Below are 24,213 nucleotides of genomic sequence, written 5' to 3' on the forward strand. Positions count from 1 at the left end.
GCCGTTCTTACCAGGTGCCGTAGACGCGCTCCGAGTTCGCCGCGATGTGGGCGCACAGCGTGGCGAGGTCTTCGCCGAGGTGGGCCGCCATCGCCCGGACCGTGTGTGCCGCCGCGAACGGGGCGTTCGGCTGCCCCCGGTACGGGTGCGGCGTGAGGTACGGGGCATCGGTCTCCAGGAGGATCAGCTCGCGCGGCGCCACGGCGAGGGCGGCACGCAGGCCGTCGTTGGCCTTGAACGTGACGGGCCCCGCGAACGACAGGTACCAGCCGTGCTCGGCGCACACGCGCGCCATCTCGGCGTCGCCGCTGTAGCAGTGGAAGACGGTGCGCTCGGGGGCGCCGTCGGCCAGCAGGACCTCGATGACCTGGGCGTGCGCGTCCCGGTCGTGGATCTGCAGCGCGAGGCCCAGCTCCTTGGCCAGGGCGATGTGCGCGCGGAAGCTGTCGCGCTGCGCCTGCTCGCCGCGCGGGCCGGTGCGGAACAGGTCCATGCCGGTCTCGCCGATCGCGCGGACGCGGTCGTTGCCCTTGGCCAGGTCGGCGATCTCGGCGACCGCCTCGGCCAGGCTCACCGCGTGCCGCTCCTCGGGCTGCGGGACGAGCCCGTCAGGGCCCACCTCGTGGATGCCCGCGTGCAGGGTGGCCTCGTTGGGATGGATGGCGACCGCCCCGACGGCCCGCGCCTCGCTGCGGACGAGGGTGTCCGTCCACCGGGCCGACGGCAGGTCGTAGCCCACCTGGACCACGCGGTCGACGCCGGCGGCGGCCGCCCGCGCCAGGTGGTCGGCGACGGACGGCGGCCAGGCCTGGCCGCCCGGCTCGCCGTCGGGTGCCGTGCCGGGCAGCACGGCCGCGATGTGGTCGAGGTGGGTGTGGTTGTCCACGACCGGGACGGGCAGCGGCTCCGGGTCTGCCGGGAAGCCGCGCTCACGGGTGCGCTTCGCCATCGCCGGGCCGCTCAGCCCGCCTGCTCGTCGAGGCGCGGGAACAGGGCGGCACCCTTGGTCACGGTGGTACCCGCGGGCAGGACGCCGAACGACGCCGCGCTCGTGAGGGGCTGGGCGTCGAGCGCCCCGAGCGCCGCCTCCGCGCCGAGCAGCTCCCACAGCCCGGCCGCGGCCTTGGGGGTGATCGGGTTGAGCAGCACCGCGAGCGAGCGCAGCGCCTCCGTGGCCGTGACCAGCGACGTGGCGAGGCGGCCGCCGTCGACCCCCGCACCGGTGTCGTCGGTCTCGCCGGGCTCCTTGGCGAGCTTCCACGGCTGGGTGTCGGCGAGGTAGGCGTTCGTGGCGTCCACGAGCGTCCAGACCGCCGACACCGCGTCGTGGATCGCCAGCCGGTCGATCGCGGCCTCGGCGTCGGCCACGGCCTGGGCCGCTACCCGGGCGAGGCCGGTCTCGGCGTCGGTGGGCGCGCCCGCCGTCGGCAGGGCGCCGCCGAAGTACTTGCCGATCATCGCGGCGGTGCGCGAGGCGAGGTTGCCGAACCCGTTGGCGAGCTCGCCGTTGTAGCGCGCGGTCATGTCCTCCCAGGAGAACGAGCCGTCGCCGCCGAACGCGATGGTCCGCATGAAGTAGTAGCGGAACGCGTCCGAGCCGAAGGTGTCGATGATGTCCGCCGGCGCGATGCCCGTGAGCTTCGACTTGCTCATCTTCTCGCCGCCCACCAGGAGCCAGCCGTGCGCGAAGACGGTCCTCGGCAGCGGCAGGCCCGCGGCCATGAGCATCGCGGGCCAGATCACCGCGTGGAACCGCAGGATGTCCTTGCCCACCAGGTGCACGTCGGCCGGCCAGGTGCGCGCGAACTGCTCCTTGCGCTCGGGGTCGCTGGAGTCCAGGCCGACGGCGGTGGCGTAGTTGAGCAGCGCGTCGAACCACACGTACAGCACGTGCGAGGTGTCCCACGGGATCGGCACGCCCCAGTCGAACGTCGAGCGCGAGATCGACAGGTCCTGCAGGCCCTGCTTGACGAAGCTGACCACCTCGTTGCGCGCCGACGCCGGCTGCACGAACTCGGGGTGCTCCTCGTACAGCGCGAGCAGCCGGTCGGCGTACGCGCTCATCTTGAAGAAGTAGTTCTGCTCGGAGAGCATCTCGACCGGCCTGCCGTGGATGGCGCACACCTTCTGTCCCACGTAGTCGCCCGTGCCGTCGACGAGCTCGCCCGGGAGCTTGTACTCCTCGCAGCCCACGCAGTACGGGCCCTCGTAGGAGCCCTCGTAGATCTCGCCCTTGTCGTACAGGCCCCGGAGGAACGCCTGCACGGCGGTCTCGTGCCGCTCCTGGGTGGTGCGGATGAAGTCGTCGTTGCGCACGTCGAGCGTCTCCAGCACGGGCTTCCATGCTGTCTCGACCAGCCGGTCGGCCCAGTCCCGCGGGGTCACGCCGTTCGCCTCGGCGGTGCGCAGCACCTTCTCGCCGTGCTCGTCCGTACCGGTGAGGAACCAGACGTCCTCCTGCCGCTGCCGGTGCCAGCGCGTCACGACGTCGGCGGCGACCGTCGTGTACGCGTGCCCGATGTGCGGGGCGTCGTTCACGTAGTAGATCGGCGTCGTGAGGTAGAAGGTCGTCTGAGCTTCCGGCATGGCGCCAATGGTAGTTGGGTCGGGACGAGGAGCCGCGCGTTCTCCACAGCGCCTGCCAGACGGCGGTGGCCCCACGGTTGCCCGGACCGGTCAGTGGCCGACGGCGGAGTCGATCTCGTCGGCCCAGTCGCGGAAGCGCTCGACAATCTCGTGCCGGTACTCCGGACCGATCCCGTATGCCGCGAAGGATTCTGGGCTCTTCCTGGCGACCGAGCGAAACCGCTCGGCGAGCATCGGCCGGTCGAACGGCAGCGCCTCCTGTTGGTCGCCGATCACCAGTACCTCGTCGCGCGTGAACCTCCCGGACCCGACCACGGCGTCGATGTCGATGTAGTCGCGCGTCTCGCCCCGAGACCAGAGTGCGCTCATCTTTCCCGCTACGGCATCACGGACGTCCAGCACGGGTCCGATCGCCAGCTGCGACGGCTCGAACGCTCGGTAGTTAGCACCGATCTGGATATCGCTCGACTCGCCGGTCCTGGGATCCGACACATTGATATCTGCGAAGGTCCGACCCACCAGGTTGTCGTGGACGTCGAGGCCTGCCGCGATGAATGCGTTGCGAAGCTTGGCGACCGAGACGACGAAGACATCGGGCTCGAACACGTTCGTGAACAGGTCCACATCATTCGACGGCCGATTCCCGATGCCGTTGGCGGAGATCGCGTAGCCACCAGCCAGTGCGAAGCCATAGTTCCCCAGCGCCTCCAGCCCGATCCTGGCGAGGCGCTCGTGGAATGGGAGCATCAGGCGGCCCGCGTCCTTCGAGTCCGCGCCGCGAGCTCGGGAAACTTCGCCTCCCAGATCGCACGGCACCGGGTGGGAAGGTTCAGGTCCGGCCAGAGCCGAATCAGCAGCGACCGGTTCAGGATCCTGATGTGATCCGGAACGAACCCGTCACGAACCGTCGCGCTGTACAGCTCCAGCCTCCGGGCAGTGCGACCGAGGTCGTACGTCGGGTCCATGCTCGTGTCGATGTGCGGCCCTACGGTGACGGCGCCCTTCGTCGGACCGCACAGGTCGTCGAGCGAATCGGGCGTGACGTAGGGGATGTGATCGGCGTAGCGGTACCCACGCGGCACCGTTCGATATCCGTGTTCGGTAGCCAACCCACTCACCCCTCTCTCGACTGGTCGATCTCCTGCTATCGAGCCTACGACGTGGCTCGCGCCCGCCTACCAAGATATCCACAGACCTAGAGTTCCGCCAGGTTTCACCTCGCAGGCGTCAGCGTCACCCGCAGCAGCCGGTCGTCATTCTCGCCCGGCGTCCCCCGGCCGTCCGTGTTGTTCGTCAGCACGTACAGCTCGCCGTCGGGCCCCGCATGGACCGCGCGCAGCCGCCCGTACTCCCCCTCCAGCAGCGCCTGCGGCTCCCCGAAGCCCGGGCTCTCGCCGTCCGCGACCTGCTCCGGCGTGCCGAGCAGGGGCACGCGCCACAGGCGCTCCCCGCGCAGCGACGCCAGGTACACGGCCTCCTCGGTCACCGCTATGCCGGACGGCGACGCCTCCGACGTCGGCCACCACGCCACCGGGTCGGTGAACCCCGCCTGGTCCCCCGGGCCCTCGACGTCGGGCCAGCCGTAGTTGCCGCCCGGCTCGATCACGTTGAGCTCGTCGAGCCGGTCCTGCCCGAACTCGCTCGCGAACATCCGGCCGCCCGCGTCCCAGCCCAGGCCCTGCACGTTGCGGTGCCCCATGGACCACACGGGCGAGCCCGGGTCCGGGTTGCCGGGCGCCGGGTCGCCGTCGGGCGTGATGCGCAGGATCTTGCCGCCCAGCGACTCCGGGTCCTGCGCGTTCGCGGTGTCCGCCGCGTCGCCCGTCGCGACGTAGAGGTAGCCGTCCGAGCCCAGCGCCAGCCGTCCGCCGTCGTGGTTGGACGCGCGCGGGATGCCGTCGAGGACGGTCGTGAGGCCGCTCAGCGCCATGCTGTCGAGGTCCAGCTCCGCGCGCAGCACGGCGTTGTCCAGCTCCCCCGTGCGGTACAGGAAGACGGTGAACGTCGGCCCGACGTCGTCCGGATCCACGGCCACGCCGAGCAGGCCGCCCTCGCCGTCCGGCACGGTCTGGTCAGCGAGCTCCCGCATGCCGCCGGTCCGGTCCAGCGTCTCGACGTCGCCGCTCGGGTGCACCACGGCGAGCTCGACCGAGTCCCGCATCGTCACGAGGAACCGCCCGCCGGGCAGCGGGGCCATCCCCCACGGGACCGGCAGCCCCTCGGCGACCACCTCCGTCTCGGCGGTCACGGGGCCGTCCCAGGGATCCTCGGCCCCTCCCACCTCTCCGCCCGACGGCGGTTCCCCGCCCGACGCAGCTCCGTCCGACGGCGACGCGCTCGCCGCGGCGGTCGGGCTCGGCGAGGCGACGCCCGGGTCGGGCGATCCGGTGCAGCCGGCGAGGGCCACGGCAAGGACGAGACCGAGGGTGGGCAGACCGAGGGTGGGCAGACCACGGGCCGGCAGGCCCAGGGCCGGCGCGAGACCGGCGCGTGCGAGACCGGCGGGAGCGAGCGGGGACCGTCGGGCGGCGTGTGTGTCCACCGGTCCATCCTGTCGTCTACCAGGGCAAAAGTCCCGAGGGACAACGTGCCTCGCGGGGGTGTGTTGCCGCAGGTAGACACTGTCGACCCAGCGCAACACACCTCCGCGAGGCAGGTTTCTCCCCGAGGAGGATTGTCCGGATCGCCCCCCGCCGCCGAAGCCGGACCGTGGCAGAGTGGAAGACATGAGCCTCATCGAGTCCGAGCCCGAGCGACGGGCCCTCATCGTCGTCGACGTGCAGCCCACGTTCTGCGAGGGAGGCGAGCTCGCCACGGAGGGCGGGAACGAGATCGCCCACCGTGTCGCGGCCTACGCGGCGGCGCACCGCGACCGGTACACGACGGTGGTGACCACGCAGGACTGGCACATCGACCCGGGCGAGCACTTCAGCGAGAACCCCGACTTCGTCGACTCCTGGCCCCCGCACGGCATCGCGGGCACCCCCAACGCCGAGCTGCACCCGGCGCTCGCCGACCTCGGCCCCGACGTCCGCCTCAAGAAGGGCCAGTACTCGCACGGGTACTCCGGCTTCGACGGCGCGGACGAGCGCGGCCGCAGCCTCGCGACCGTCCTGGAGGACGCCCGGATCACGGCGGTCGACGTCGTGGGCCTCGTGGAGTCGCACTGCGTGAAGCACACCGCCCTGGACGCCCGCCGCGCGGGCCTGCCGGCCCGGGTGCTGACGGACCTCACCATCCCGGTGTCGGCGGCGCAGGGCGAGACCGCCGAGCAGGAGCTGACAGCGGCGGGCGTGGAGCTGCGCGACTCCTCGGCGCTCTGACGCCGCGCCGGGGCCGAGGTCGCGCAGGGGGCGGAGGCCGCGCCGGAGACTCCGCGCTAGATCCAGCTCGGGAGCAGCATCAGCCGCTGCCAGTAGTCGTAGGGCACCGGCATCGCCGTCCAGATCGGGTAGTAGAGCACGCTCACGCCCACGATCAGCAGCACCAGCACGGCGGCCAGCCAGCTCACGATCCGCCGGTCCGCGCTCCCGCGCGGTGTCCGTTCGAACCCGATCGCCAACAGGTACACGAGCGTCAGGATCACGAACGGCGTGAACACGATCGTGTAGAACGTGAAGATGGTGCGGTCCGCGAGCGGCCAGGAGTACAGGAACCAGGGCAGCCAGCCGGCCGCGATCCCCGCGAGGGCCGCCGTGCCGCGCCAGTCCCGGAACCGGATCACGAGCACCAGCGCCACCGGGATCGCGAGCGCGCCCAGCCACCACAGCACCGGGTTGCCGAGGGACGTGATCGCCTGGGCGCAGTCGCCGGCGGAGTCGGCGGGGCACGGCCCCTGGCCGGGGGCGTACTTCTCCCAGAAGAACGACGTCGGACGCCACTGCACGATCCACCCCAGCGGGTGCGACGCGTAGTTGTGCTCCGAGTCCAGTCCCGTGTGGAAGTCCCACATCATGCGGTGGTACTCCCACAGCGACCGCCCGGCCTCCCAGGCGCTCTGCGCCCAGCCCCAGTCGGGCCACCACCCCGGCGCGGCCACGCCGTTCACCTCGGCCCAGTTGCGCAGGTACGACATCGGGTGCGCGAACCAGGCCGACCACGACGCGACGTACACCACGACCACGGTGGGCAGCATGACCAGGGCGGCCGGGACGGCGTCGACCACCAGGGCGTCCTCCCACCAGCGCCCGATGCCGGCCGTGCGGCGCGCCGTCAGGTCCCACACCACGGTGAGCAGGCCGAACGCGGCCACGAACCAGAGTCCGGACCACTTGACCCCGCACGCGAGGCCCAGCGACACCGCCGCTGCCAGCCGCCACCAGCGGAACCCGAGCCGCGGCCCGTACTGCCCGATCGCCCCGCCCGCCTCGACGATGTGCGCCACCCGGTCCGCGAGCCGCCGTCGCGCCCACTCGCGGTCGATCACCAGACAGCCGAACGCCACGAGCACCCAGAACATGAGGAACTGGTCCAGCAGGCCGGTGCGCGAGTGCACTATCGCCTCGCCGTCGACCGCGAGCAGCAGGCCCGCGACCAGGCCGAGCAGGGTCGAGGAGAACAGGCGCCGCGCGATCCGCACCAGCAGCCACACGGCGAGCACGCCGACCACGGCGCTCGCGATGCGCCAGGCCATCGGGTTGTCGGCCCCGCCCATGAGGCGCATCCCGAGGGCGATCATCCACTTGCCCACGGGCGGGTGGACCACGTACTCGGCCTCGTCCGTGATGTACGAGCTGACGTCGCCGGCCTCGAACGCCGGGTTGGGCTCCTCCGGCCACGCGGCCTCGAAGCCGAGGCTGGCCAGCGACCAGCCCTCCTTGACGTAGTACGTCTCGTCGAAGACCAGCTTGCCCGGCCGGCCCAGCTCCCACAGCCGTGCGCCCGCGGCGATCGCCGTCACGACGAGCGCGCCGAACAGGCCCAAGAACCGGTCCGAGGCACGCCGGCCGAGCGCGAGCCGGCGCTCACCCAGGAGGTCGCGCAGCAGGCGGTCGCGCAGGGGCGGCTCCGCCGGCTCGACGGCGCGGACCGGCCCGGTGGGCGTCACGTCGCCGCCGACGGCCTCGCGGCGCAGGTGCGCCCCGTAGGTTCCGGGCAGAGCCTGCCGCGTCGCGGGAAAGTGTGCTCCTGTGGCGTCAGGCTGCTGGGACACCGGGCCAGCATAGAGCGTGGGACCCTGTGGTTCATGACCGACCAGTCCCCGGTTCCCGGGCCGGCGCCCGAGGCCGGCTCCCTCGTCCTGGCCGCCACCCCCATCGGCAACGCGGAGGACGCCTCACCCCGGCTGGTCCGCCTCCTGGCCGACGCCGACGTCGTCGCCGCCGAGGACACCCGCCGGCTGCACGCGCTCGCCGGGCGGCTCGACGTCGAGGTGCGCGGCAAGGTCGTCAGCTACCACGAGCACAACGAGACGGCCCGTGCCGACGAGCTGCTCGACGTCGTCGCCGACGGCGGCACGGTGGTGGTCGTGACGGACGCCGGGATGCCGTCGGTGTCCGACCCCGGGTACCGCGTGGTGGAGCGCGCGATCGAGCGCGACCTGCGCGTCACCGCAGCCCCCGGGCCGAGCGCAGTGCTGACGGCGCTGGCGCTCTCCGGCCTGCCCACCGACCGGTTCACGTTCGAAGGCTTCGTGCCGCGCAAGGCCGGGGACCGCTCGCGCACGCTCGCCGCGCTGGCCGCGGAGCCGCGCACCATGGTGTTCTTCGAGGCGCCGCACCGGATCGCCGAGACGCTGGCGGCGATGGCCTCGGCGTTCGGCGGCACCCGCCCGGCCGCCGTCGCGCGCGAGCTCACCAAGACCTACGAGGAGGTGCTGCGCGGCCCGCTCGCGGACCTCGCCGAGCGTGCGGCGGCCGAGCAGCTCCGCGGCGAGATCTGCGTCGTCGTGGGCGGGGCGCCGCCGGCCCGGGCCAGCGTGGACGACGTCGTGGGCGAGGTGCTCGAACGGGTCGCAGCGGGCGAGCGGCTCAAGGCCGCCGTCGCCGAGGTGGCCGACGCCACGGGCGTGGCCAAGCGCGACCTCTACGCGGCGGCCCTGGCGGCCCGCCCCGCGAAGTAGTCACCAGTCGATCTGCGGGGTCGGGTGGTAGCTGGCGCCGTCGCGGCGCCAGGCGCCCGCCTCGACCGCTATCCGGACCCGGAACGACTCCCAGTCCTTGGCGTCGGGCCGCGACCAGGCGGCCTCCGCCACCGCAGCGAGCCGGGGCAGCAGCATCGAGAACAGGTCGTCGCGGCTGGCCAGGGTCTCGGTCCAGACCGCAGCCGACACTCCCTCGACGGCCGACTCGGGCAGCCCCTCGATGACGGCGGCCGGGTCCCAGTCGTAGGAGTCGTGCAGCTCGACGAACGCGGCCCACTGCTGGCCCAGCGGGTGCTCAGGCGTGTACTTCATGTCGAGGTAGGTCCGGTCGGCCGGGGACAGCACGAACCTCGCCCCGGCCTCCGCGGCCCGCAGGAACGGCGCCGGGTCGGGCCGGGTGTCCCAGTACTGCAGCACCGTGCCGGGCCGGACCGGGACGGGCGCCTCGCCGTCCGGCACATCACCGTCGGACGGCGCCTCGCCGTCCGACGGCGCACCGGCCTCGGCCGCCGCCCCGCCCAGCGCGGCGACCGCCGACTGGTCGCCGTGCGCCGAGCCCGCCGCCTCCTGCCACGCGACGGGCGTCTTGCCGGCGCCCGCGATGATCTCCTGGCACAGCCCCACGAACCGCCCGAACTCCTCCGGCCGCATCAGCAGCACCTCGTCGCCGCCGAAGTGCACCCACGGCCCCAGCGTCATGCGTGCGACGTCGGTGAGCACGTCCCGCAGGAACGGCTCGGTGCCGGGCAGGTCGAAGTGCAGCCGCGAGAACCCGACCTCGATCCCGTCGTAGGGGTCGGTCGGCTCGCCCGACGGCGTCAGCTCGCCGTAGGCGTGGGTGGCGGCGTTGACGTGCCCGGGCACGTCGATCTCCGGCACGATCACGATCTCCCGCTCGGCCGCGTACTCCTGCAGCGCGCGGTACTCGTCGGCGCTGAGGAACCCGCCGGGCGCGCCCGCCACCGCGCCCTGCGAGGACTTCTCCGTCAGCGCGGGCCGGGACGGGATCTCCAGCCGCCAGCCCTGGTCGTCGGTCAGGTGCAGGTGCAGGCGGTTCAGCTTGTACGAGCCCACGAGGTCCACGACGGCCCGCAGGTCCGCCGGGCCGAACCAGTGCCGCACCACGTCGAGCGACAGCCCGCGCCACGGGTACCGCGGCTCGTCCCGCACGACGACGGCGCCCACCTCGAGCGGCACGCCCGTCTCCCCGCGGCCTTCCCCGCCCCGGCCCGCGTTGACGAGCTGCCGCAGCGTCCGCACGCCGTGCAGCAGCCCGGCGCGCTCGGCGGCCGCGACGGTCACGCCGTCGGCGGCCACGGTCAGGGTGTAGCGCTCGGGGTTCCGCGAGCCCTCCGGTCCGGCGGCCGGGTCAATGGTCAGGGTCACCGGCACGCCGCCGCCTGATGCTCCCGGCACCACCGAGACACCCGCCGTGGCCAGCAGCTCGCCCGCCAGGCGCGCGAGCGCGTCGTCCGGGGCCTGGACGGTGACGGTCGTGAGGTCCAGCACCCCCTCGCCCCGCTCGAGCTCGACGGGTGCGGGGATGACGGCATCGGCGACGACGCCCGCGCCGCTGCTCACGGTGGTCACGATTGTTAGGGCCCCTTCGCTCCGATGGTTGCCCCGAAGTGTGACAGGTTCAGCCCGCGGAGACCAGGCCCAGGAGCGGTTCGGTGGGCAGGATGCTCGTGGGGTCGGCGGGCACGGAGCTCGGCGCCGACCAGCCGAGGAACGTGTGGGCGGGGATACCGCCGGCGACGTCGGCCCACACGCCGTCCGCCGTGGCCTGGCCCTCGCTCGGGCCCGCCGCCGTGAAGACCACGGCCACCTGCGGCGGGACCACCAGGTCCGCCCGGCCGACGACGGAGGCCGCCGTCGACTGGTGCACCTCAAGCATGATCTGCGGCAGCCCGTGCGCCGTGGCGAGCGCCGCGAGCCGGTCGACGACCGCCTGCAGCTCCGCGACGGGGACGGCGCCCGCCTCCGCGCCGTTGCCCGCCGCCCGGAACTCCGGGTGCACCGACAGGCCGACACCCGGCCGGGTCAGCAGCGGCTCCAGGTCGTCGAGCTGCGCCGCCAACGGCTGGTTGCCGGGCGCCACGTCGAGCAGCACGAGCTGGCCGGCGCCGCGGATCGCCTCGACGGCGGGTGTGATCAGCTCCAGCGGCTGCTCGTCGACGTAGTCGCCGTCGTCGCCCGGCGTGGTGGACCGCACGCTCGCGACCACGGTGACGAGCGGCGCACCGCCCAGCACGTCGCCGTTCAGCGCGGCGGCGTCCACGGCCCGGGCGGCGTCGGCGGCCGGGTCAGCCACCCCGACGGGCACCGTGTACGACGTCGACACGTACCGGCCGGGGAACAGCCGCAGCGAGCCGTCGGGCAGCGTCGAGCCCGACGTCGCCACCGCCACCTGCCAGCCCAGGCCCTCGGCCGAGCCGAACTCGCCGCCGATGCCGACCACACCGAGCGGCTTCAGCGCGCGGATCGCCTCGACGGTCTCCGGGTGGGCGGCGACGTCGCCGCCGGGCACCTCAACCGGAACCGCGCCGGCGGCCAGCGCCGTGCCGATGGCCGCCTCCTGCCCCAGCTTCGGGTCCACCGCCACGAGGATCTCCTGCAGCAGGTGCGGGTCGGCGACGTCGGGGATCTGCGCGCGCAGGTCGTCGATGTCCTGCTCGTCGAGCTGGTCGGCGCTCGGCATCTCGGCCTTGGCGCCGTCCTGCTCCTCGTCGCCCGGCTCCTCGTCGTCGCCACCACCGGGTCCGGCGGAGGCGGCGGCCTCGGCGGCCGCGCTCAGCGCGCCGGGGTCGAACGGGACGACGTCCGCCTCGCCGACGGCGTCGCCCACCTCGGCCACGGCCTGCTCGTCACCGATGACGACGACGGTGCCCGCGCCGAGCCGCTCCAGCTCGGCGACGACGTTGGTGTCCGAGACGCCGCCGTCGGTGAGCAGCACGGGGGCGGCGACGGCGGTGCCGGTGGCCGCGGCGGTCGAGCGCGCGTCGGCGTCGTCGGCCGGGGCGAGCACCGCTACCGGGGAGGCGTGGAAGAAGGCCTGGCTCGCGGTCAGCGCGAGCTCCGCCGGATCCGTCGAGTCGAGCACCAGCGCGGGGCCGGAGAGTTCACGAACCTGGAACTTCTCCCCCGTCTTGCCGTCGACGCCCTCCGCCGTCGGCACCGTGCAGCCGGCGAGGACGAGCGCGGAGGCCACGAGCAGGGCCGCGGCGGACGCGGGTCGGTGGTGCGGGACGAATCGGGCGTTCCGGATAACCACGCGTCACATTCTCCCCCACCCGGCGACGAAGTGGAAACCCCGTGGTGACGGCGGGCCGAACACGCGGTGACCGGGCGACGCCCGGTAGACGAACTCGTCACTACACCGCGGCCTAAACTGGGTGCGGACGACCGATCCAGCACGGGAGCAGGTGGCACCGGATGAGCACCACGACGGCGGGCGGCCCTACGGGGCCGGCCACGGCGAGCACGGACGACGACGCGCCGCGCTCGACCAGGGACCGCATCCTCGACGCGGCGTCCGACCTGTTCTACGCGCACGGGATCCGCGCGATCAGCGCCGACAAGGTCATCGAGCGCGCGCACATCACGAAGGTCACCTTCTACCGGCACTTCCGCACCAAGGACGACCTGGTGGTGGCCTACCTCGAACGGCGGGCGGCCTGGGAGCGCGCGGCGTTCGCCGAGGTGCGCGCGGCCGCAGGGGACGACGGCGCGGAGACCCTGCGCCTCTTCGCGCGCGGCTTCGGCGCCGCGAGCTGCAGCCCGGGTTTCCGCGGCTGCCCGTTCCTCAACGCGGCGGCCGAGTACGCCGACCCGGACAGCCCCGTGCGCCAGGTCGTCGCGACGCACCGCGCCTGGTTCCGCGGCGTGCTCGGCGAGGCGGCCGCCGCGGCCGGCGCGCCCGACGCCGAGGCGGCGGCCGAGGAGCTGATGATGCTGCGCGACGGCGCGGCGATGGCCGCGTACCTCGACGACCCCGCCCGGGTGGGTGCGGCCCTGGAGCGCGCGATGCTCGCGGTGGTCCGGTCCTCGTCTCGGTGAGATCTGATCACCCGCCTTGCATCGGGTGGTCGCGCCTCCCTATGGTAGACGTACTAGTTCGTCTACATAGCCGGGCGTTGGTGCGCCCGGCCGCATCGAGGAGGAGCAGACATGGCGGAGAGCGTCTACACGGCGATCGCGACGTCCACCGGGGACGGCCGCGCCGGAGGCCAGGTCGTGACCGACGACAGCATGCTGGATCTCAAGCTGGCCATCCCCACCTCGATGGGCGGGCCTGGCGGGGGCACCAACCCCGAGCAGATGTTCGCCGCCGGCTGGGCCGCGTGCTTCCACAGCGCGCTGAAGGGCGTCGCCGCCGCGCAGAAGATCACGTTCACCGACTCCGCGGTGGTCGCGGAGGTGAGCCTGAACTCGCTGGACGGCGGCCGGTACGGCCTGAGCGCGGCGCTGCACGTCGAGCTCGCCGGCGTGGACCAGGCCACGGCCGACCATCTGGTCGAGACCGCGCACACCGTGTGCCCGTACTCGAACGCGACCCGCGGCAACATCCCGGTGACGATCGACGCAACGGTCGCCTGACAGCCTGACCCCGGCCGCGGACACCGAAGGTCCGCTTCGAGAACGGCCTTGGGCACGGATTCCGGCCGGAACCGGTGCCCAAGGCCGTTCTCGAGGCGGGCCTTTCGCGCGCGGTCAGCGCAGCGACGTGCGGACGAGGCCGGCGACCACGTCGGCGAGGTCCGCCGGGATCGGCTGGTCCCCGCTCAGGTACCGCCGCACCGCGGCGTAGGGCAGGTCGACGACGACGAGGAGGATCTCCGTGGTCGTCACGGACGTCGCGGCGCGGAGCCGGCGGGTCAGCCCGCGGATCGCCTCGTTCCAGCGCGCGCTCTCGGCCTTCTCCACCGCGCGGGCGGCCTCGGGCCAGGCCGCGGCATCGAACCGGGAGCGCCCGGCGAGCAGCACGTGCGCGTGGGCGGGCTCGGCCTGGCACCACCGCACGGTGTGGGTGGCGAGCGCGGCGGCCGCCTCGACGGGGTCGCCGTCGAACAGCGGGTACGCGTCGCGGTGGTAGCTCTCGATCGCGCGGTTCCACAGGGCGGCGAGCAGGGCCGGACGGTCGGGGAACCGGTAGTAGAGCGAGCCGCTCGGTACGCCGGCCTCGCGGATGACCGCCGCCATCGTGACCTTCGCGAGCCCGCCCGAGCCGAGGATCCGGCCCGCGGCGTCGAGGATCGCCGAGGTGTCGTGGGTCGGGCGGGGCATGCGTTGACGGTACTCCAGGGCCTCGCTAGATTCCTCTCTCTAGAGAGTCGTCTCTACAACGAGGAGAAGGGCCCTCATGACACTGACCCCGGACGAGGTCTACGCGGCGGCGCCGTTCGTCAGGACGCTCGGCGTCGAGCTCGACAGGATCGCGCCGGAGGCCGTCGTCGGACGGCTGCCCTTCGCGCCGGGTCTGTCGACGGTCGGTGGCGGGCTGCACGGCGGCGCCCTGATGGGGCTGGCCGACGGCACGGCCGCCGTCTGCGCCGCGATCAACGGTGAGCCCGGCGCCCTGCCCGCCACCGTCGACTCGACCACCCACTTCCTGCGCCCCGTCGTGGGGCAGGCCACCGCGACCGCCGTGCCGGTCAGGTCGAGCGGCCGGCAGGTCCTGGTCGAGGTCCGGGTGACCGACGAGTCCGGCGAGCTGTGCGTGCACGTGGTGCAGACCGTGCGGCTGGTTCGCCCGGCGGCATAGCACCCGAGAGCCGGGACCCCTCCCGAAACCGGGTTCACCCCCTGTTCTCCCGGGAAACGGTGCATTAGCGTCGGTCCGGGACAGGCACAGGGCGGGCCTGCCGGTCGACAGGGGGACGACAGCGTGCACACCGGGCAGGTGATCGACGGCCGGTACCGGCTTGAGGAGCGGCTCGGGTCCGGCGGCCACGGAGAGGTGTGGCGCGCCGCCGACCTGCGGCTGCACGAGCGGCCGGTGGCCCTCAAGCGCACGCGGTACGAGGGCGACGACGGGGGCGCCGAACGGGTCCGCCGCGAGGCCCGGACGCTCGCGCGGATCAACCACCCGCACGTGGTCTCCGTGCACGACGTGGTCGACGACGACGGCGAGGTCTGGGTGGTCATGGAGTACGTGGCCGGCCGGCCGCTCTCCGAGATCGGCTGGCTGCCGGTCGCGGAGGCGGCCCGCTACGGCGCCCAGCTCGCGGGCGGCCTCGAGGCGGTGCACGCGCACGGGGTGCTGCACAGGGACGTCAAGCCCGCGAACGTCCTGGTGACCGACGACGGGTTCGCCAAGCTCGCCGACTTCGGCATCTCCCGCCCGCTGCACGCCGAGGAGACCGTCACCGCCACCGGCGCGCTCACCGGGACGCCCGGCTACCTCGCGCCCGAGGTGGCGAAGGGCGGACGGTTCACCGAGGCAGCCGACGTCTGGTCGCTCGGCGCCACCCTCTACTTCGCGGTCGAGGGCACCACGCCGTTCGGCGACGACAACGCGCACGCCCTGCTGTGGAAGACGGTCTCGGAGGAGGTGCGGCCACCCACCCGCGCCGGCGGCCTGGGGCCCGTCATGCTGCGGATGCTGGCCAAGAAGCCCGGCGACCGGCCGCGCCTGCGGCACGCCAGGCAGGAGCTGGCGGTCCTGGCCGGCGACCCGACGGCGGGCGTCGGGCCGGAGCCGACCGGGCCACGACGACGTCCGAGGTGGGTGCTCGCCGCGGCGGGCGCCGCCGTCGTCCTGGTGGCGGCGGTCTCGACCGCCGTCTGGTTCGCCCTGGACGGCGGGTCCACGCAGGGCGGCGAGACGCCCGTCGCGGGAACGAGCGCCGGCGGCGCGACCGGCTCCCCCGAGGACGACGGCCCGGAGATCGCCGACGCCGGGAGCACCGCCGTCGTCGGCGACCCGGCCACGGCCGACCCGTGCGCGCTGCTGGACGTCGAGGCGCTCGGCGCGTTCGGCCTGACCCGGGTCCGCACCGACCACGCGGAGCTCAACCGGTGCGACGTCGTGGTGACCGACGACGACGGCGCCGTGACCGCCGTCAGCGCCACGATGTGGCACAACAGCGAGGAGCCGGCCGAGCCGAACCGGCGGGTCGGCCGGATCACCGTGGTGGACGACGAGAGCGACCTGCCGGACGAGTGCAGCCGCGAGCTGTTCCTGCCCGGCGGCGACTACAACATCTCGCTGAACGCCGAGCAGGAGTCGGGCGACGGCGCCGACACGTGCGCCCTCGCCGACGCGACCCTGAACCACGCCACGACGCTGCTCAACGGGGGCGAGCTGCCCCGCCGCGAGCGGGCGCCCGCCGCGGGCTCGCTCTACGCGGAGAGCGCGTGCGACCTGCTCGCCGGGGAGCCCCTGGACCGCCTGCCGGGCGTCGACGCGGCCCGCCGCATCGTGGGCTTCGCCGAGTGGGACTGCCGGTGGGAGGCGGACGACGGCAAGGACCTGCGGGTGCTGTTCCAGCACAGCGACCCGCTCTCCGCGGACGACGGCGAGCGCCTCGTCCTCAGCGGGCACGAGGTGTTCGTCGAAGGCGACTCGTGGTCCGCCGACTCGTGCCTGGTGTCGATGGTGAACCGCGTGGCGGTCAGCGTGGACGGCGACGGCGACATCGTCGCGGAGCTGGTCCGGTTCCAGCTCACGGCGGGCGACGACGAGCCGGTCGACGAGCTGTGCGACCTGCTCCTCGACGTGGCCGAGCCGGTGGCCGCGCGGCTCCCGGCCGTGTCCTGACCGGACGACGTCGGGAGGGGTCCCCGCGATGACGTGCCAGGCTGGCGACGACTGGACCACTTGGAGGTCGCCATGACGGACATCCCGCAGATGGAGGGCACAGAACCGCTCTCCGCCAGCCACGCGAGCCTGGCGTTCGGCGTCCCGACATCGGAGCCGGGCACGATCTACGCCCTCTCCGTGTCCGGCGGCATCCGGCTCGGCGCCCGTGAGGAGCGGTCGGTGGTGTTCGGACGCAACCGTCCGGAGGTGCACGTGTGCGTCGGCGAGGACGATCTGCGGGTCAGCCGGAACCAGGGCACCGTGACGTTCCGGGGCGGCCGGTGGTGGCTCACGAACATCGGGCACCGGGCGCTCCAGCTCCCCCGCTCGATGACGCTGTTCCCCGAGGACGACCCCTACCCGGTCGACCCCGGGTACACCCCCGTCTTCGTCAACGGCACGGCCCGCCGCAGGCACCTGCTCGAGCTGTACGTCGCCGGCGACGACGGGCGTCTGCCTCGCCCGGCGCCCGAGGCGGCGACGCTGCACGACAAGCCGTGGAAGCTCCGGGCCAACGAGCGGCTGGCCCTGGTCTCGCTCGCGCAGAAGTACCTGCTGCACGAGGCCTACCCGCAGCCCTGCACCTGGCACCAGGTCGCCGTCGACCTCAAGGCGCTGCAGCCCGGCGAGAAGTGGAGCAGCAAGCGCGTGGAGCACCTCGTCTCAGGGGTCCGACGGCGGCTCTCGCGCGCCGGCGTGCCGGGGCTGACCCGTGAGGAGGTCGGCGAGCCGGTGGGCAACATGCTCAACCACAACCTGATCACCGAGCTGCTGCAGACCCGCACCCTGGTGCCGCCGGACGTGCTGCTCCTTGAGGAGTTCTGACGGGTCAGCTCTGGTAGACCTCGAACATCCCGCGGACCTCCGCCGAGGTGAACGAGGAGCGCTTCGTCTCGGGCGGCACGAAGAAGCTCGTGTACGACTCGACCAGGATGCTCGGCGGGCACGGTTCGCCGAACTCGTCCGTGAACGCGGCGACCTGGCGGCCGGTGCGGACCTCGTAGAGCTGCACGTCGAACCGGCTCGCGTAGAACCGGACGTCGGACCCCCACGGGCTCAGGTCGCTCTCGTACGTGCAGGTCTCCTGGTACGAGCCCTCCTTCGGCCCGTCGACGCAGGCCACGAGCACCATGTCGTCCAGGCTGTGCGCGCGCCACGAGCGCGGGAACGCGTGCGCCACCGGGTCGATGCCGAACACCCGCATCGGGTTGCCGCCGCTGCGCCGGTACGGGGCGGCGCCCCGGTACGGCTCGGGGTTGGCGCAGTAGCGGTCGGCGGCCAGCAGGCTCCGGACGTTCTTGCGCTGGATGCCGGTGATCACGTCGTACAGCTCGTCGGACGCCGCGTCCGCCCTGCGGTCCGACCGGAAGTCGTGCAGGAACGCCTCGTAGGTGTGGCGCGACGCCGTCAGGTCGTCCGCGGCGGCCAGCGTGCGGGCGCACTCCAGGATGCGCCGCGGCACCTCGTCCGACGCCGCCTCGACCGGCTCGGCCAGCGCGGGCTCGGCCCAGTCCTGGCCGTCCACCCACTCGACGACGTCTCGGGCCGCGCAGTCGTCCGGGTCCTCGGCGAGGTCGGCCAGGAAGGTCTCGACGGTGTCCGCCACCTGGTCACCCAGGTCGGGATGGGCGTCGAGCGTCGTGGTGAGCTCGGCGAAGCCGGCCTCCAGCGCCCGCTGGTCGATGTCGCCGGCGTCGTACGCCGCGTCCAGCAGCAGGTCGGCGCGCCGGATCCCCGCGCCCGTCCAGAGCGCCCGCGGGTCGTCCAGGTACCCGCGCAGCGCGGCGGCGGCCTCGCGGAGCTGGGGCGGGTCCTGCTCGGCGAGGTCGAGGGCGGCGAGCAGCGACCCGCAGGTCTCCAGGTCCGCCTCGCCGTCGAGCGCCGCCGAGGCGTGCACGATGCGGTCCGTTGGGCCGATCTTCTCCAGGAGCTCGGTCGCCCGCTCGCAGTCACCGGCGGCGTGGGCGTCGGCGGCGTCCCGCACCGTCCGTTCCGTGTCGATCCGCAGCCCGACGACGGTGGCGACCAGCGCCACCACGACGACGCCCGCCACGATGCGCTGGGGCCAGGACTGCGTCTGCTTCTCGCGGACGAGCCACCAGCCGTGCCCGATCATCGCCGCCCACCAGAGCGCGAGCAGCGTCAGCACGACCGGCGAGCCCGGGTAGACCGCGAGCAGGCCGACCAGCAGCACCGACCCGGCCACCGCCAGGACGAACAGGCCCCACCGCCGCAGGAACGCGTAACCGAGGCCCAGCAGGGTCGCGTTGCCGAGCAGCACCGCGATCAGGTCGGCAGGGGGCCGTGGCCGCTCGGGCGGCGGTACGGGGGCGGAGCTCCAGGGGTTCTCGGGCGGTCCAGCCGGGGACGCACCGCGCGGATCCTCGGTCGGGCGCGGATCCTCGGCCGGACGCACGATGTAGGGCGAGCCCGCGTCGTCGCCTGCCGGGGGCGCGCTCTCGGGAACCATGGGGTGCTCCTTCTGTCGGGTAGACGCCCAGTGAAGCGTAGACCGTCGGGGACCCCTCCCGGGAGATGGAAACCCAGGTCAGAAGGCATGTCGCTTCAGCAGCGCTCGTACGCGTACGCCTCGTCGTCTGGGCCCACCAGGTCCCGGTCCCGCAGGATCGTCAGCGGCGCGCGGTCCGGATCGGCGCAGACGGCGTCGAACCCGTCCGGGAGGTTGTCCGTGTACTCGATCTGGAGCACGTGATCCCCGTAGACGCCGGTGTAGGCGGCACACTCGGCATAGGCAGCGCACTCCTCGGTGACGGCGAAGTCGAACCCGAGCTCACGCCCCGCCGTCGTCGCCTCGGCGGCGTTCTTCTGCCCGACGGCGAGACCCGCCTCGTGGGCCGTGTCGATGTAGGCGCCGGCGAGCGCCAGGGCGTCCGCCCGCTCGATCAGGCCCGTGCCCGGTTCGGTGAACCGCGTCCAGGTGTCGAGGTTGTCGATCTCGACCGCCGCGAAGCCCGCCTCGGCGCACCCGGTGATCACAGGGCCGAGCAGACCGAGGATGCGGCCGCGCTGCTCCTCGGTCGACGGGTCCAGCACGTACTCGTCGGGCCAGTCCGGGTCCACGACGAGCTCGCCGTCCGCATCGTGCAGCAGCAGGTCCTCGTTGCCGTCGAGCCAGAGGTCGGCCTGGCCGGGCTGGGTCTGGAACCCGTTGACGTAGCAGACGTTGTAGGCGCCTGCCGCCGGCTCGGCGGTCGCGTCGCGCACCACGACGTCGAGCCCGCCGTCGAGCACGTAGGCGGTGCCGAGCTGGTAGTCGAACCGCCCGGACGTGGGCGGGAGGGTCACGTCGGCGGTGGTGGCGGTCGCGGAGGTGCCGGTCGCGCTCGTGCCGGCGTCCGGACCGGCCTGACAGCCGGCGAGCGCAAGGAGGGCGACAAGGACGGTCACGATCCGCTGGGCCACCCGCTGATCGTAGGTGCAGGCGAGTGCCGGACGAACCGCGCGAGTTGAACGAGCCCGCAGCAGCCGTCAAAGGGCGGGAGCAGACCCAGGGAGAAAGTGCCGCTCGCGGGGTTGTGTTGCTGTGCGTAGACCTTGTCGACTCACAGCAACACAGCCCCGCGAGGGAACTTCCCCGGCCAGACATCGACCGGGCCGGGTGCCGACCTTCGGCCGGGCGCCGAGAACCCCGCGCAGGTCACGCCCCGGCAACCGCCTCCGCGATCGGCGTCGCGCCGTTGCCGAACGCGATGGTGCGCCGCACGGTGCCGTCGTCGGCCAGAACTGTGGCGATCACCCTGGCGACGTCGGCACGCGTGACCCGGCCGTCGCCGGGGTTCGCCACCTCGATACGGCCGGTCGGGTCGTCCAGCGTGAGCGGGCCGGGCTGGAGGATCGTGTAGTCCAGCCCGGAGGCGCGCAGGTGCTCGTCGGCGGCGGCCTTGGCCTCCGCGTACGGGAAGAACGAACTGCCCTCGGGAACCCCGTGGTCGGGGCGCGCGCCGAGGTAGGACACCATGACGTAGCGCGCGACGCCCGCGGCCTCGGCGGCATCCATCGAGCGGACGGCGGCGTCCCGGTCGACGGCGTAGGTGCGCGGCGGGTTCCCGCCGCCGGCGCCCGCCGACCAGACCACGGCGTCCTGTCCCCGCAGCAGCTCGGTGAGCCCTGCGGTGTCCAGGTGCTCGACGTCGGCGACCCGCGGCGTCGCGCCCGTCGCCGCGACCTCCTGCTCGTGGCCGGGGTTGCGGAAGACGCTGGTGACGTCGTCGCCCCGCTCGACGAGCAGAGGGGCGAGCCGGAGCGCGATCTTGCCGTGGCCGCCGATGATCAGAACACGGGACATGGTGCTTCCTTCCGTCAGGTTCGGCTCCAGGCTATGCCCGGCTCCCTCCGACGCTGTGGTCACGCGTCCCGTCGCCGCAGCACCCAGACCGCCGCGGCGACCGCGGCCCCTGCCCACGCCACGAGCGCGAGCCCGGCGGCCCAGTCACCCTCCATCAGCCGCCACCCGATCGGGCTGGGCGTCCAGTCGCCGACCGTGTTGATCCAGGGCGCCGCCAGCCGCTCGGACAGCATGCGCAGCAGTTCCGGCACCATGAGCAGGAGCAGCACCACGATCGAGAGCGCCCCCGCCGTCCGGCGCACCAGCGTCGCGAGCCCCATCGAGAGCACGGCGAGCAGCGCCAGGTAGACGGACGCCCCGAGCACGGTCTCGGCCTGCGTCCCGTCGGCGAGCGCGAGCTCGCCCAGCCGGGCCGCGGTGAGCAGCAGCCCTCCGGCGGTCATCACCAGCGACGCCCCGAACGTGACGACGCCGACGACGAGCGCCTTCGCCACCATGATCCAGGTGCGGCGCGGCGTGCACGCCATGGTGACGGTGATCGACCGGGTGGCGAACTCGCCGGTGATCGCGACGATCCCGAACGCCGCCAGGATGTACTGCACGAAGTACGACACCGCCGCCAGCACGGGGGCCACGGCGTCGGGTGTGGTGGGGTCGCCGTCGCCGGGCTCGAGGATGCCCGTCAGCACGACGACCGCTGCGGCCCCGCCGAGGTACCACCAGGTGGAGCGCAGGCTCCACAATTTGATCCGCTCTGCGGCGACCGCGTCGCCGAGCCGGGTCCGGACCGCGGCCGCCGGCCCGCCGCGCACCGGGTCCAGGCCTGCCGACGGCGTCGGTGCGGTGGTCGCGCTCATGCCGCACCACCCGCGGTGTACTCGACGGCGTCGGCGGTCAGGCTCATGTAGGACTCCTCCAGCGTCGGTTCGGTCGCCTCGAGCCGGTGCAGCAGGAGGCCGAGCTCGTGGGCGAGCGCGCCGACCTCCTCCGGCCGCACGCCCGGGACGGTCAGCTCGTCGGCGGCGGTCCACCGCGCGCCGTCGAGCCGTTCGGCGAGCGGCCCCAGCCCGGGCCCGTGCACCCGCGAGCCGGTGGCGGTGAGCAGGTTCGCCATGGGCTCGTCGGCGATGACGCGCCCTTTGCCGAGCACGACGAGCCGGTCCGCCGTCTGCTGCATCTCGCTCATCAGGTGCGAGGACACGAACACGGTGCGCCCCTCGGCCGCGAGGCCGCGCAGCAGGGTGCGGATCCAGGTGACGCCGTCGGGGTCCAGGCCGTTGACGGGCTCGTCGAGCATGAGCACCCGGGGGTCGCCCAGCAGCGCCCCTGCGATGCCGAGCCGCTGGCTCATGCCCAGGGAGTAGGTACCGGCGCGGCGCCGGGCGGCGTCGGTCATGCCGGTGCGCTCCAGCACCTCGTCGACCCGGCGGGCGGGGAGGCGCTGGCTGCGCGCCATGGCACGCAGGTGGTCGCGGCCGCTGCGGCCGGGGTGCACCGCCCTGGCGTCGAGCAGCGCCCCGATGGTGGTCAGCGGGCGTTCGAGGGCGGCGTACGGGCGCCCGTCGACCAGCGCCGTGCCCGACGTCGGCGCGTCCAGGCCGAGGATCAGGCGCATCGTGGTGGACTTCCCGGCGCCGTTCGGACCCAGGAACCCGGTGACGCTGCCGGGTTCGAGGCGCAGGGTGACGTCGTCGACCGCCGTCTTGTCGCCGTAGCGTTTGGTGAGGTTCTTCAGCTCGATCACCCGGCGAACGTACGGCGGGCGGCGGGCGCGCCGCGTCCGCCGATCGGCACCCGCACTACTGTCGTTCGTCAGGTCTTCGCCCCGCGCGGCCCGACTGCGGCCGCGCGCCGCCGCCGCCCGGGTACCGTCGGTGCGTGAGCGAGATCCGCGTCCTCCTGGCCGACGACGAGGCCATGATCCGCGCGGGCCTGCGCACCATCCTCACGTCGGCCGACGGCGTGGACGTGGTCGCGGAGGCCCCGGACGGGCTCGCCGCCGTCGCCCTCGCCCGCACGCACCGGCCCGACGTCGCGGTGCTGGACATCCGCATGCCCCACCTGGACGGACTGGCCACCGCCGAGGAGATCCGCCGCACCGTCCCTGGAACCAGGGTGCTGATGCTGACCACGTTCGGCGAGGACGAGTACATCACCGCGGCCCTGGCCGCCGGGGTGAGCGGGTTCCTGCTCAAGTCGGGCGACCCGGCCGAGCTGGTCGCCGCGGTCCGGGCCGCGCACGACGGCGCGGCGTACCTCTCCCCGCGCGTCGCCGCCCGCGTGATCCGCCTCCTGGACGACGACGGCCGTGGGCCCGTCGGGTCGGCCGCGGCGGACCGCCGTCGGACCCGGGCCCGCGACCTGGTGACGGGCCTGTCCCCGCGGGAGCGCGACGTGCTGGCGCTGCTGGGCGCCGGCCTGTCGAACGCGGAGATCGGAGCCCGGCTGTACCTCGTGGAGGGGACCGTCAAGGCGTACGTCAGCTCCGCGCTGGCGCGGCTCGGGGTGCGCAACCGCGTGCAGGCGGCGGTGCTGGCGCACGAGGCGGGGCTCGTGGAGCCGGGTGCGGAGCCTGCCGCCGGTCCGGGGCCGGGCGCCGGTCCGGGGCCGGGCGCCAGTCCGGGGCCAGGCGCCAGTCCGGGGCCCGGCGCGGCCGGGAGCGCGGGTGCTTAGCCTGGTCCCCGTGGGACGGCCGGGCGCGATCGGCCGCCAACCCTGGCTCCTCCGGCTCGCGGTGGACGTCGGGCTGCTCGGCGTACTGGTTGCGTTCGCCCTGATCGGCAACGGGCCGGACAACCCCGGCGCGTGGGCGAGCACAGACCTGGTGGCGGCGGCCCTGCCGACCCTGGTCGTCGCGGTCCTCGTCGCACGCCGCTGGCCCGTCGTGGCCGCCGTGCTGCCGGGTGCGCTGTCGCTCGTCGCCAGCGGGAATCTCTACACGAGCCAGCTCGTCGTCGCGCAGTTCGCCTTCTCGTTCCTGCTCGGCCGCCGGACCGACGGGCGCAGGGCCCTGCTGGGCCTCGGCACCGCCGTTGCCGGCCTGCTGACGGTGTTCGCGCTGGTCATCGCCGCGGGCGGTGCACCGGGGACGGCGGACGACTGGTTCGAGATGCTCACCGGGCTCGTGCTCCAGGTGCTGGTCCCGTGGGCGGGCGGGCAGTATGTGCACCAGCACGGCGAGCTGGTCCGCGCCGGGTGGGACCTGGCGGAGCGGCTGGAGCGGGAGCAGGACCGCGCCGTCGGACAGGCCCGCCTGCGGGAGCGCGCCCGCATCGCCGGCGACATGCACGACTCCCTCGGCCACGACCTCAGCCTCGTCGCGGTCCAGGCCGGGGCGCTGGAGGCGACCGCAACCGACCCGGAGCAGCGAACCGCCGCGGCCCGGCTGCGCGAGTCGGCGGCCGCCGTCACCGTGCGCCTGCACGAGGTGGTGAC

21 protein-coding genes and 1 pseudogene are annotated in these 24,213 nt (G+C 73.7%); 9 read left to right on the forward strand and 13 right to left on the reverse strand.

The window, feature by feature from the left end; all coding sequences use genetic code 11:
• Positions 1-7: 7 nt before the first annotated feature.
• The 4 genes from AC0QU1_RS23100 to AC0QU1_RS23115 form a co-directional block, all read right to left on the reverse strand.
• Positions 8-949, reverse strand: coding sequence for a TatD family hydrolase (locus AC0QU1_RS23100; RefSeq protein WP_483572751.1), 942 nt, complete (start codon positions 947-949; stop codon positions 8-10).
• Between the two features lie 11 nt (positions 950-960).
• Entirely contained in the window at positions 961-2,586 is a 1,626-nt protein-coding gene (gene metG / locus AC0QU1_RS23105) for a methionine--tRNA ligase (protein ID WP_483572753.1), read from the reverse strand.
• A gap of 90 nt (positions 2,587-2,676) precedes the next feature.
• Entirely contained in the window at positions 2,677-3,333 is a 657-nt protein-coding gene (locus tag AC0QU1_RS23110; RefSeq protein WP_483572754.1) for a nucleotidyl transferase AbiEii/AbiGii toxin family protein, read from the reverse strand.
• A 466-nt stretch (positions 3,334-3,799) separates the two neighbouring features.
• Positions 3,800-5,128, reverse strand: coding sequence for a PQQ-dependent sugar dehydrogenase (locus tag AC0QU1_RS23115; protein ID WP_483572755.1), 1,329 nt, complete (start codon positions 5,126-5,128; stop codon positions 3,800-3,802).
• Between the two features lie 184 nt (positions 5,129-5,312).
• Here AC0QU1_RS23115 and AC0QU1_RS23120 point away from each other — a divergent pair, with 184 nt between their 5' ends.
• On the forward strand, positions 5,313-5,909 hold the full coding sequence (locus AC0QU1_RS23120; protein ID WP_483572756.1) for an isochorismatase family protein: 597 nt from the start codon (positions 5,313-5,315) through the stop codon (positions 5,907-5,909).
• A 56-nt stretch (positions 5,910-5,965) separates the two neighbouring features.
• Here the strand turns inward: AC0QU1_RS23120 and AC0QU1_RS23125 are convergent, their stop codons facing one another.
• Positions 5,966-7,738 (reverse strand): dolichyl-phosphate-mannose--protein mannosyltransferase, encoded by a 1,773-nt coding sequence (locus AC0QU1_RS23125; RefSeq protein WP_483572758.1) that lies wholly within the window; start codon positions 7,736-7,738, stop codon positions 5,966-5,968.
• A 33-nt stretch (positions 7,739-7,771) separates the two neighbouring features.
• On the opposite strand from AC0QU1_RS23125, the gene rsmI reads away from it, so the two are divergent.
• On the forward strand, positions 7,772-8,647 hold the full coding sequence (gene rsmI / locus AC0QU1_RS23130) for a 16S rRNA (cytidine(1402)-2'-O)-methyltransferase (RefSeq protein WP_483572759.1): 876 nt from the start codon (positions 7,772-7,774) through the stop codon (positions 8,645-8,647).
• On the opposite strand, the gene AC0QU1_RS23135 is transcribed toward rsmI, so the two are convergent.
• Complete coding sequence (locus AC0QU1_RS23135) at positions 8,648-10,258, reverse strand: beta-N-acetylhexosaminidase (protein WP_483572760.1); 1,611 nt, start codon at positions 10,256-10,258, stop codon at positions 8,648-8,650.
• A gap of 49 nt (positions 10,259-10,307) precedes the next feature.
• Positions 10,308-11,942: a hypothetical protein gene (locus AC0QU1_RS23140; protein WP_483572762.1), complete on the reverse strand. Its 1,635-nt coding sequence runs from the start codon at positions 11,940-11,942 to the stop codon at positions 10,308-10,310.
• Positions 11,943-12,103: 161 nt separating this feature from the next.
• On the opposite strand from AC0QU1_RS23140, the gene AC0QU1_RS23145 reads away from it, so the two are divergent.
• Positions 12,104-12,727 carry a TetR/AcrR family transcriptional regulator gene (locus tag AC0QU1_RS23145; protein ID WP_483572764.1) on the forward strand — a complete coding sequence of 208 codons (624 nt, stop codon included), beginning with the start codon at positions 12,104-12,106 and terminating at the stop codon, positions 12,725-12,727.
• Between the two features lie 111 nt (positions 12,728-12,838).
• Positions 12,839-13,267 carry an organic hydroperoxide resistance protein gene (locus tag AC0QU1_RS23150; protein ID WP_483572766.1) on the forward strand — a complete coding sequence of 143 codons (429 nt, stop codon included), beginning with the start codon at positions 12,839-12,841 and terminating at the stop codon, positions 13,265-13,267.
• Between the two features lie 114 nt (positions 13,268-13,381).
• Here AC0QU1_RS23150 and AC0QU1_RS23155 read toward each other — a convergent pair whose 3' ends face one another.
• The gene (locus AC0QU1_RS23155; protein WP_483572768.1) at positions 13,382-13,954 is read right to left on the reverse strand and encodes a TetR/AcrR family transcriptional regulator; all 573 of its coding nucleotides are present in this window, start codon (positions 13,952-13,954) and stop codon (positions 13,382-13,384) included.
• Between the two features lie 76 nt (positions 13,955-14,030).
• Here AC0QU1_RS23155 and AC0QU1_RS23160 point away from each other — a divergent pair, with 76 nt between their 5' ends.
• From AC0QU1_RS23160 to AC0QU1_RS23170, 3 genes are all read left to right on the forward strand, one after another.
• A complete protein-coding gene (locus tag AC0QU1_RS23160) occupies positions 14,031-14,432 on the forward strand; it encodes a PaaI family thioesterase (RefSeq protein WP_483572770.1) in 402 nt (133 codons plus the stop codon).
• Positions 14,433-14,555: 123 nt separating this feature from the next.
• Positions 14,556-16,430, forward strand: a complete 1,875-nt coding sequence (locus tag AC0QU1_RS23165; RefSeq protein ID WP_483572772.1) for a serine/threonine-protein kinase — start codon at positions 14,556-14,558, stop codon at positions 16,428-16,430.
• Positions 16,431-16,502: 72 nt separating this feature from the next.
• Positions 16,503-17,297, forward strand: a complete 795-nt coding sequence (locus AC0QU1_RS23170) for an FHA domain-containing protein (protein ID WP_483572774.1) — start codon at positions 16,503-16,505, stop codon at positions 17,295-17,297.
• A 4-nt stretch (positions 17,298-17,301) separates the two neighbouring features.
• Here AC0QU1_RS23170 and AC0QU1_RS23175 read toward each other — a convergent pair whose 3' ends face one another.
• The 5 genes from AC0QU1_RS23175 to AC0QU1_RS23195 all read right to left on the reverse strand — a co-directional run bounded on the left by AC0QU1_RS23175 (position 17,302) and on the right by AC0QU1_RS23195 (position 22,522).
• Entirely contained in the window at positions 17,302-18,942 is a 1,641-nt protein-coding gene (locus AC0QU1_RS23175) for a hypothetical protein (protein WP_483572776.1), read from the reverse strand.
• Between the two features lie 95 nt (positions 18,943-19,037).
• Positions 19,038-19,895 carry an endo alpha-1,4 polygalactosaminidase gene (locus AC0QU1_RS23180; protein WP_483572778.1) on the reverse strand — a complete coding sequence of 286 codons (858 nt, stop codon included), beginning with the start codon at positions 19,893-19,895 and terminating at the stop codon, positions 19,038-19,040.
• Between the two features lie 235 nt (positions 19,896-20,130).
• Complete coding sequence (locus AC0QU1_RS23185; RefSeq protein WP_483572779.1) at positions 20,131-20,778, reverse strand: SDR family oxidoreductase; 648 nt, start codon at positions 20,776-20,778, stop codon at positions 20,131-20,133.
• 59 nt (positions 20,779-20,837) lie between these two features.
• On the reverse strand, positions 20,838-21,635 hold the full coding sequence (locus tag AC0QU1_RS23190) for an ABC transporter permease (RefSeq protein ID WP_483572781.1): 798 nt from the start codon (positions 21,633-21,635) through the stop codon (positions 20,838-20,840).
• Entirely contained in the window at positions 21,632-22,522 is an 891-nt protein-coding gene (locus AC0QU1_RS23195) for an ABC transporter ATP-binding protein (protein WP_483572782.1), read from the reverse strand. Before AC0QU1_RS23195 ends, AC0QU1_RS23190 begins: the two co-directional genes overlap by 4 nt.
• Positions 22,523-22,656: 134 nt before the next feature.
• Here AC0QU1_RS23195 and AC0QU1_RS23200 point away from each other — a divergent pair, with 134 nt between their 5' ends.
• Both AC0QU1_RS23200 and AC0QU1_RS23205 read left to right on the forward strand, forming a co-directional pair.
• Entirely contained in the window at positions 22,657-23,451 is a 795-nt protein-coding gene (locus AC0QU1_RS23200; RefSeq protein ID WP_483572784.1) for a response regulator transcription factor, read from the forward strand.
• Positions 23,452-24,061: 610 nt separating this feature from the next.
• Positions 24,062-24,169 (forward strand): annotated as a pseudogene (locus tag AC0QU1_RS23205) (histidine kinase); the annotation flags it as partial.
• Positions 24,170-24,213 lie beyond the last annotated feature (44 nt).

The organism is Promicromonospora noduliphila, from assembly GCF_056951025.1.

Bases quoted from the DNA above. Each gene is read 5' to 3' on its own strand.
- AC0QU1_RS23190 (WP_483572781.1), bottom strand. From the start codon at position 21,635: ATGAGCGCGACCACCGCACCGACGCCGTCGGCAGGCCTGGACCCGGTG.
- AC0QU1_RS23175 (WP_483572776.1), bottom strand. From the start codon at position 18,942: ATGGTTCCCGAGAGCGCGCCCCCGGCAGGCGACGACGCGGGCTCGCCC.
- AC0QU1_RS23145 (WP_483572764.1), top strand. From the start codon at position 12,104: ATGAGCACCACGACGGCGGGCGGCCCTACGGGGCCGGCCACGGCGAGC.
- metG (WP_483572753.1), bottom strand. From the start codon at position 2,586: ATGCCGGAAGCTCAGACGACCTTCTACCTCACGACGCCGATCTACTAC.
- AC0QU1_RS23110 (WP_483572754.1), bottom strand. From the start codon at position 3,333: ATGCTCCCATTCCACGAGCGCCTCGCCAGGATCGGGCTGGAGGCGCTG.
- AC0QU1_RS23185 (WP_483572779.1), bottom strand. From the start codon at position 20,778: ATGTCCCGTGTTCTGATCATCGGCGGCCACGGCAAGATCGCGCTCCGG.
- AC0QU1_RS23155 (WP_483572768.1), bottom strand. From the start codon at position 13,954: ATGCCCCGCCCGACCCACGACACCTCGGCGATCCTCGACGCCGCGGGC.
- AC0QU1_RS23120 (WP_483572756.1), top strand. From the start codon at position 5,313: ATGAGCCTCATCGAGTCCGAGCCCGAGCGACGGGCCCTCATCGTCGTC.
- AC0QU1_RS23150 (WP_483572766.1), top strand. From the start codon at position 12,839: ATGGCGGAGAGCGTCTACACGGCGATCGCGACGTCCACCGGGGACGGC.
- AC0QU1_RS23160 (WP_483572770.1), top strand. From the start codon at position 14,031: ATGACACTGACCCCGGACGAGGTCTACGCGGCGGCGCCGTTCGTCAGG.
- AC0QU1_RS23100 (WP_483572751.1), bottom strand. From the start codon at position 949: ATGGCGAAGCGCACCCGTGAGCGCGGCTTCCCGGCAGACCCGGAGCCG.
- AC0QU1_RS23170 (WP_483572774.1), top strand. From the start codon at position 16,503: ATGACGGACATCCCGCAGATGGAGGGCACAGAACCGCTCTCCGCCAGC.
- rsmI (WP_483572759.1), top strand. From the start codon at position 7,772: ATGACCGACCAGTCCCCGGTTCCCGGGCCGGCGCCCGAGGCCGGCTCC.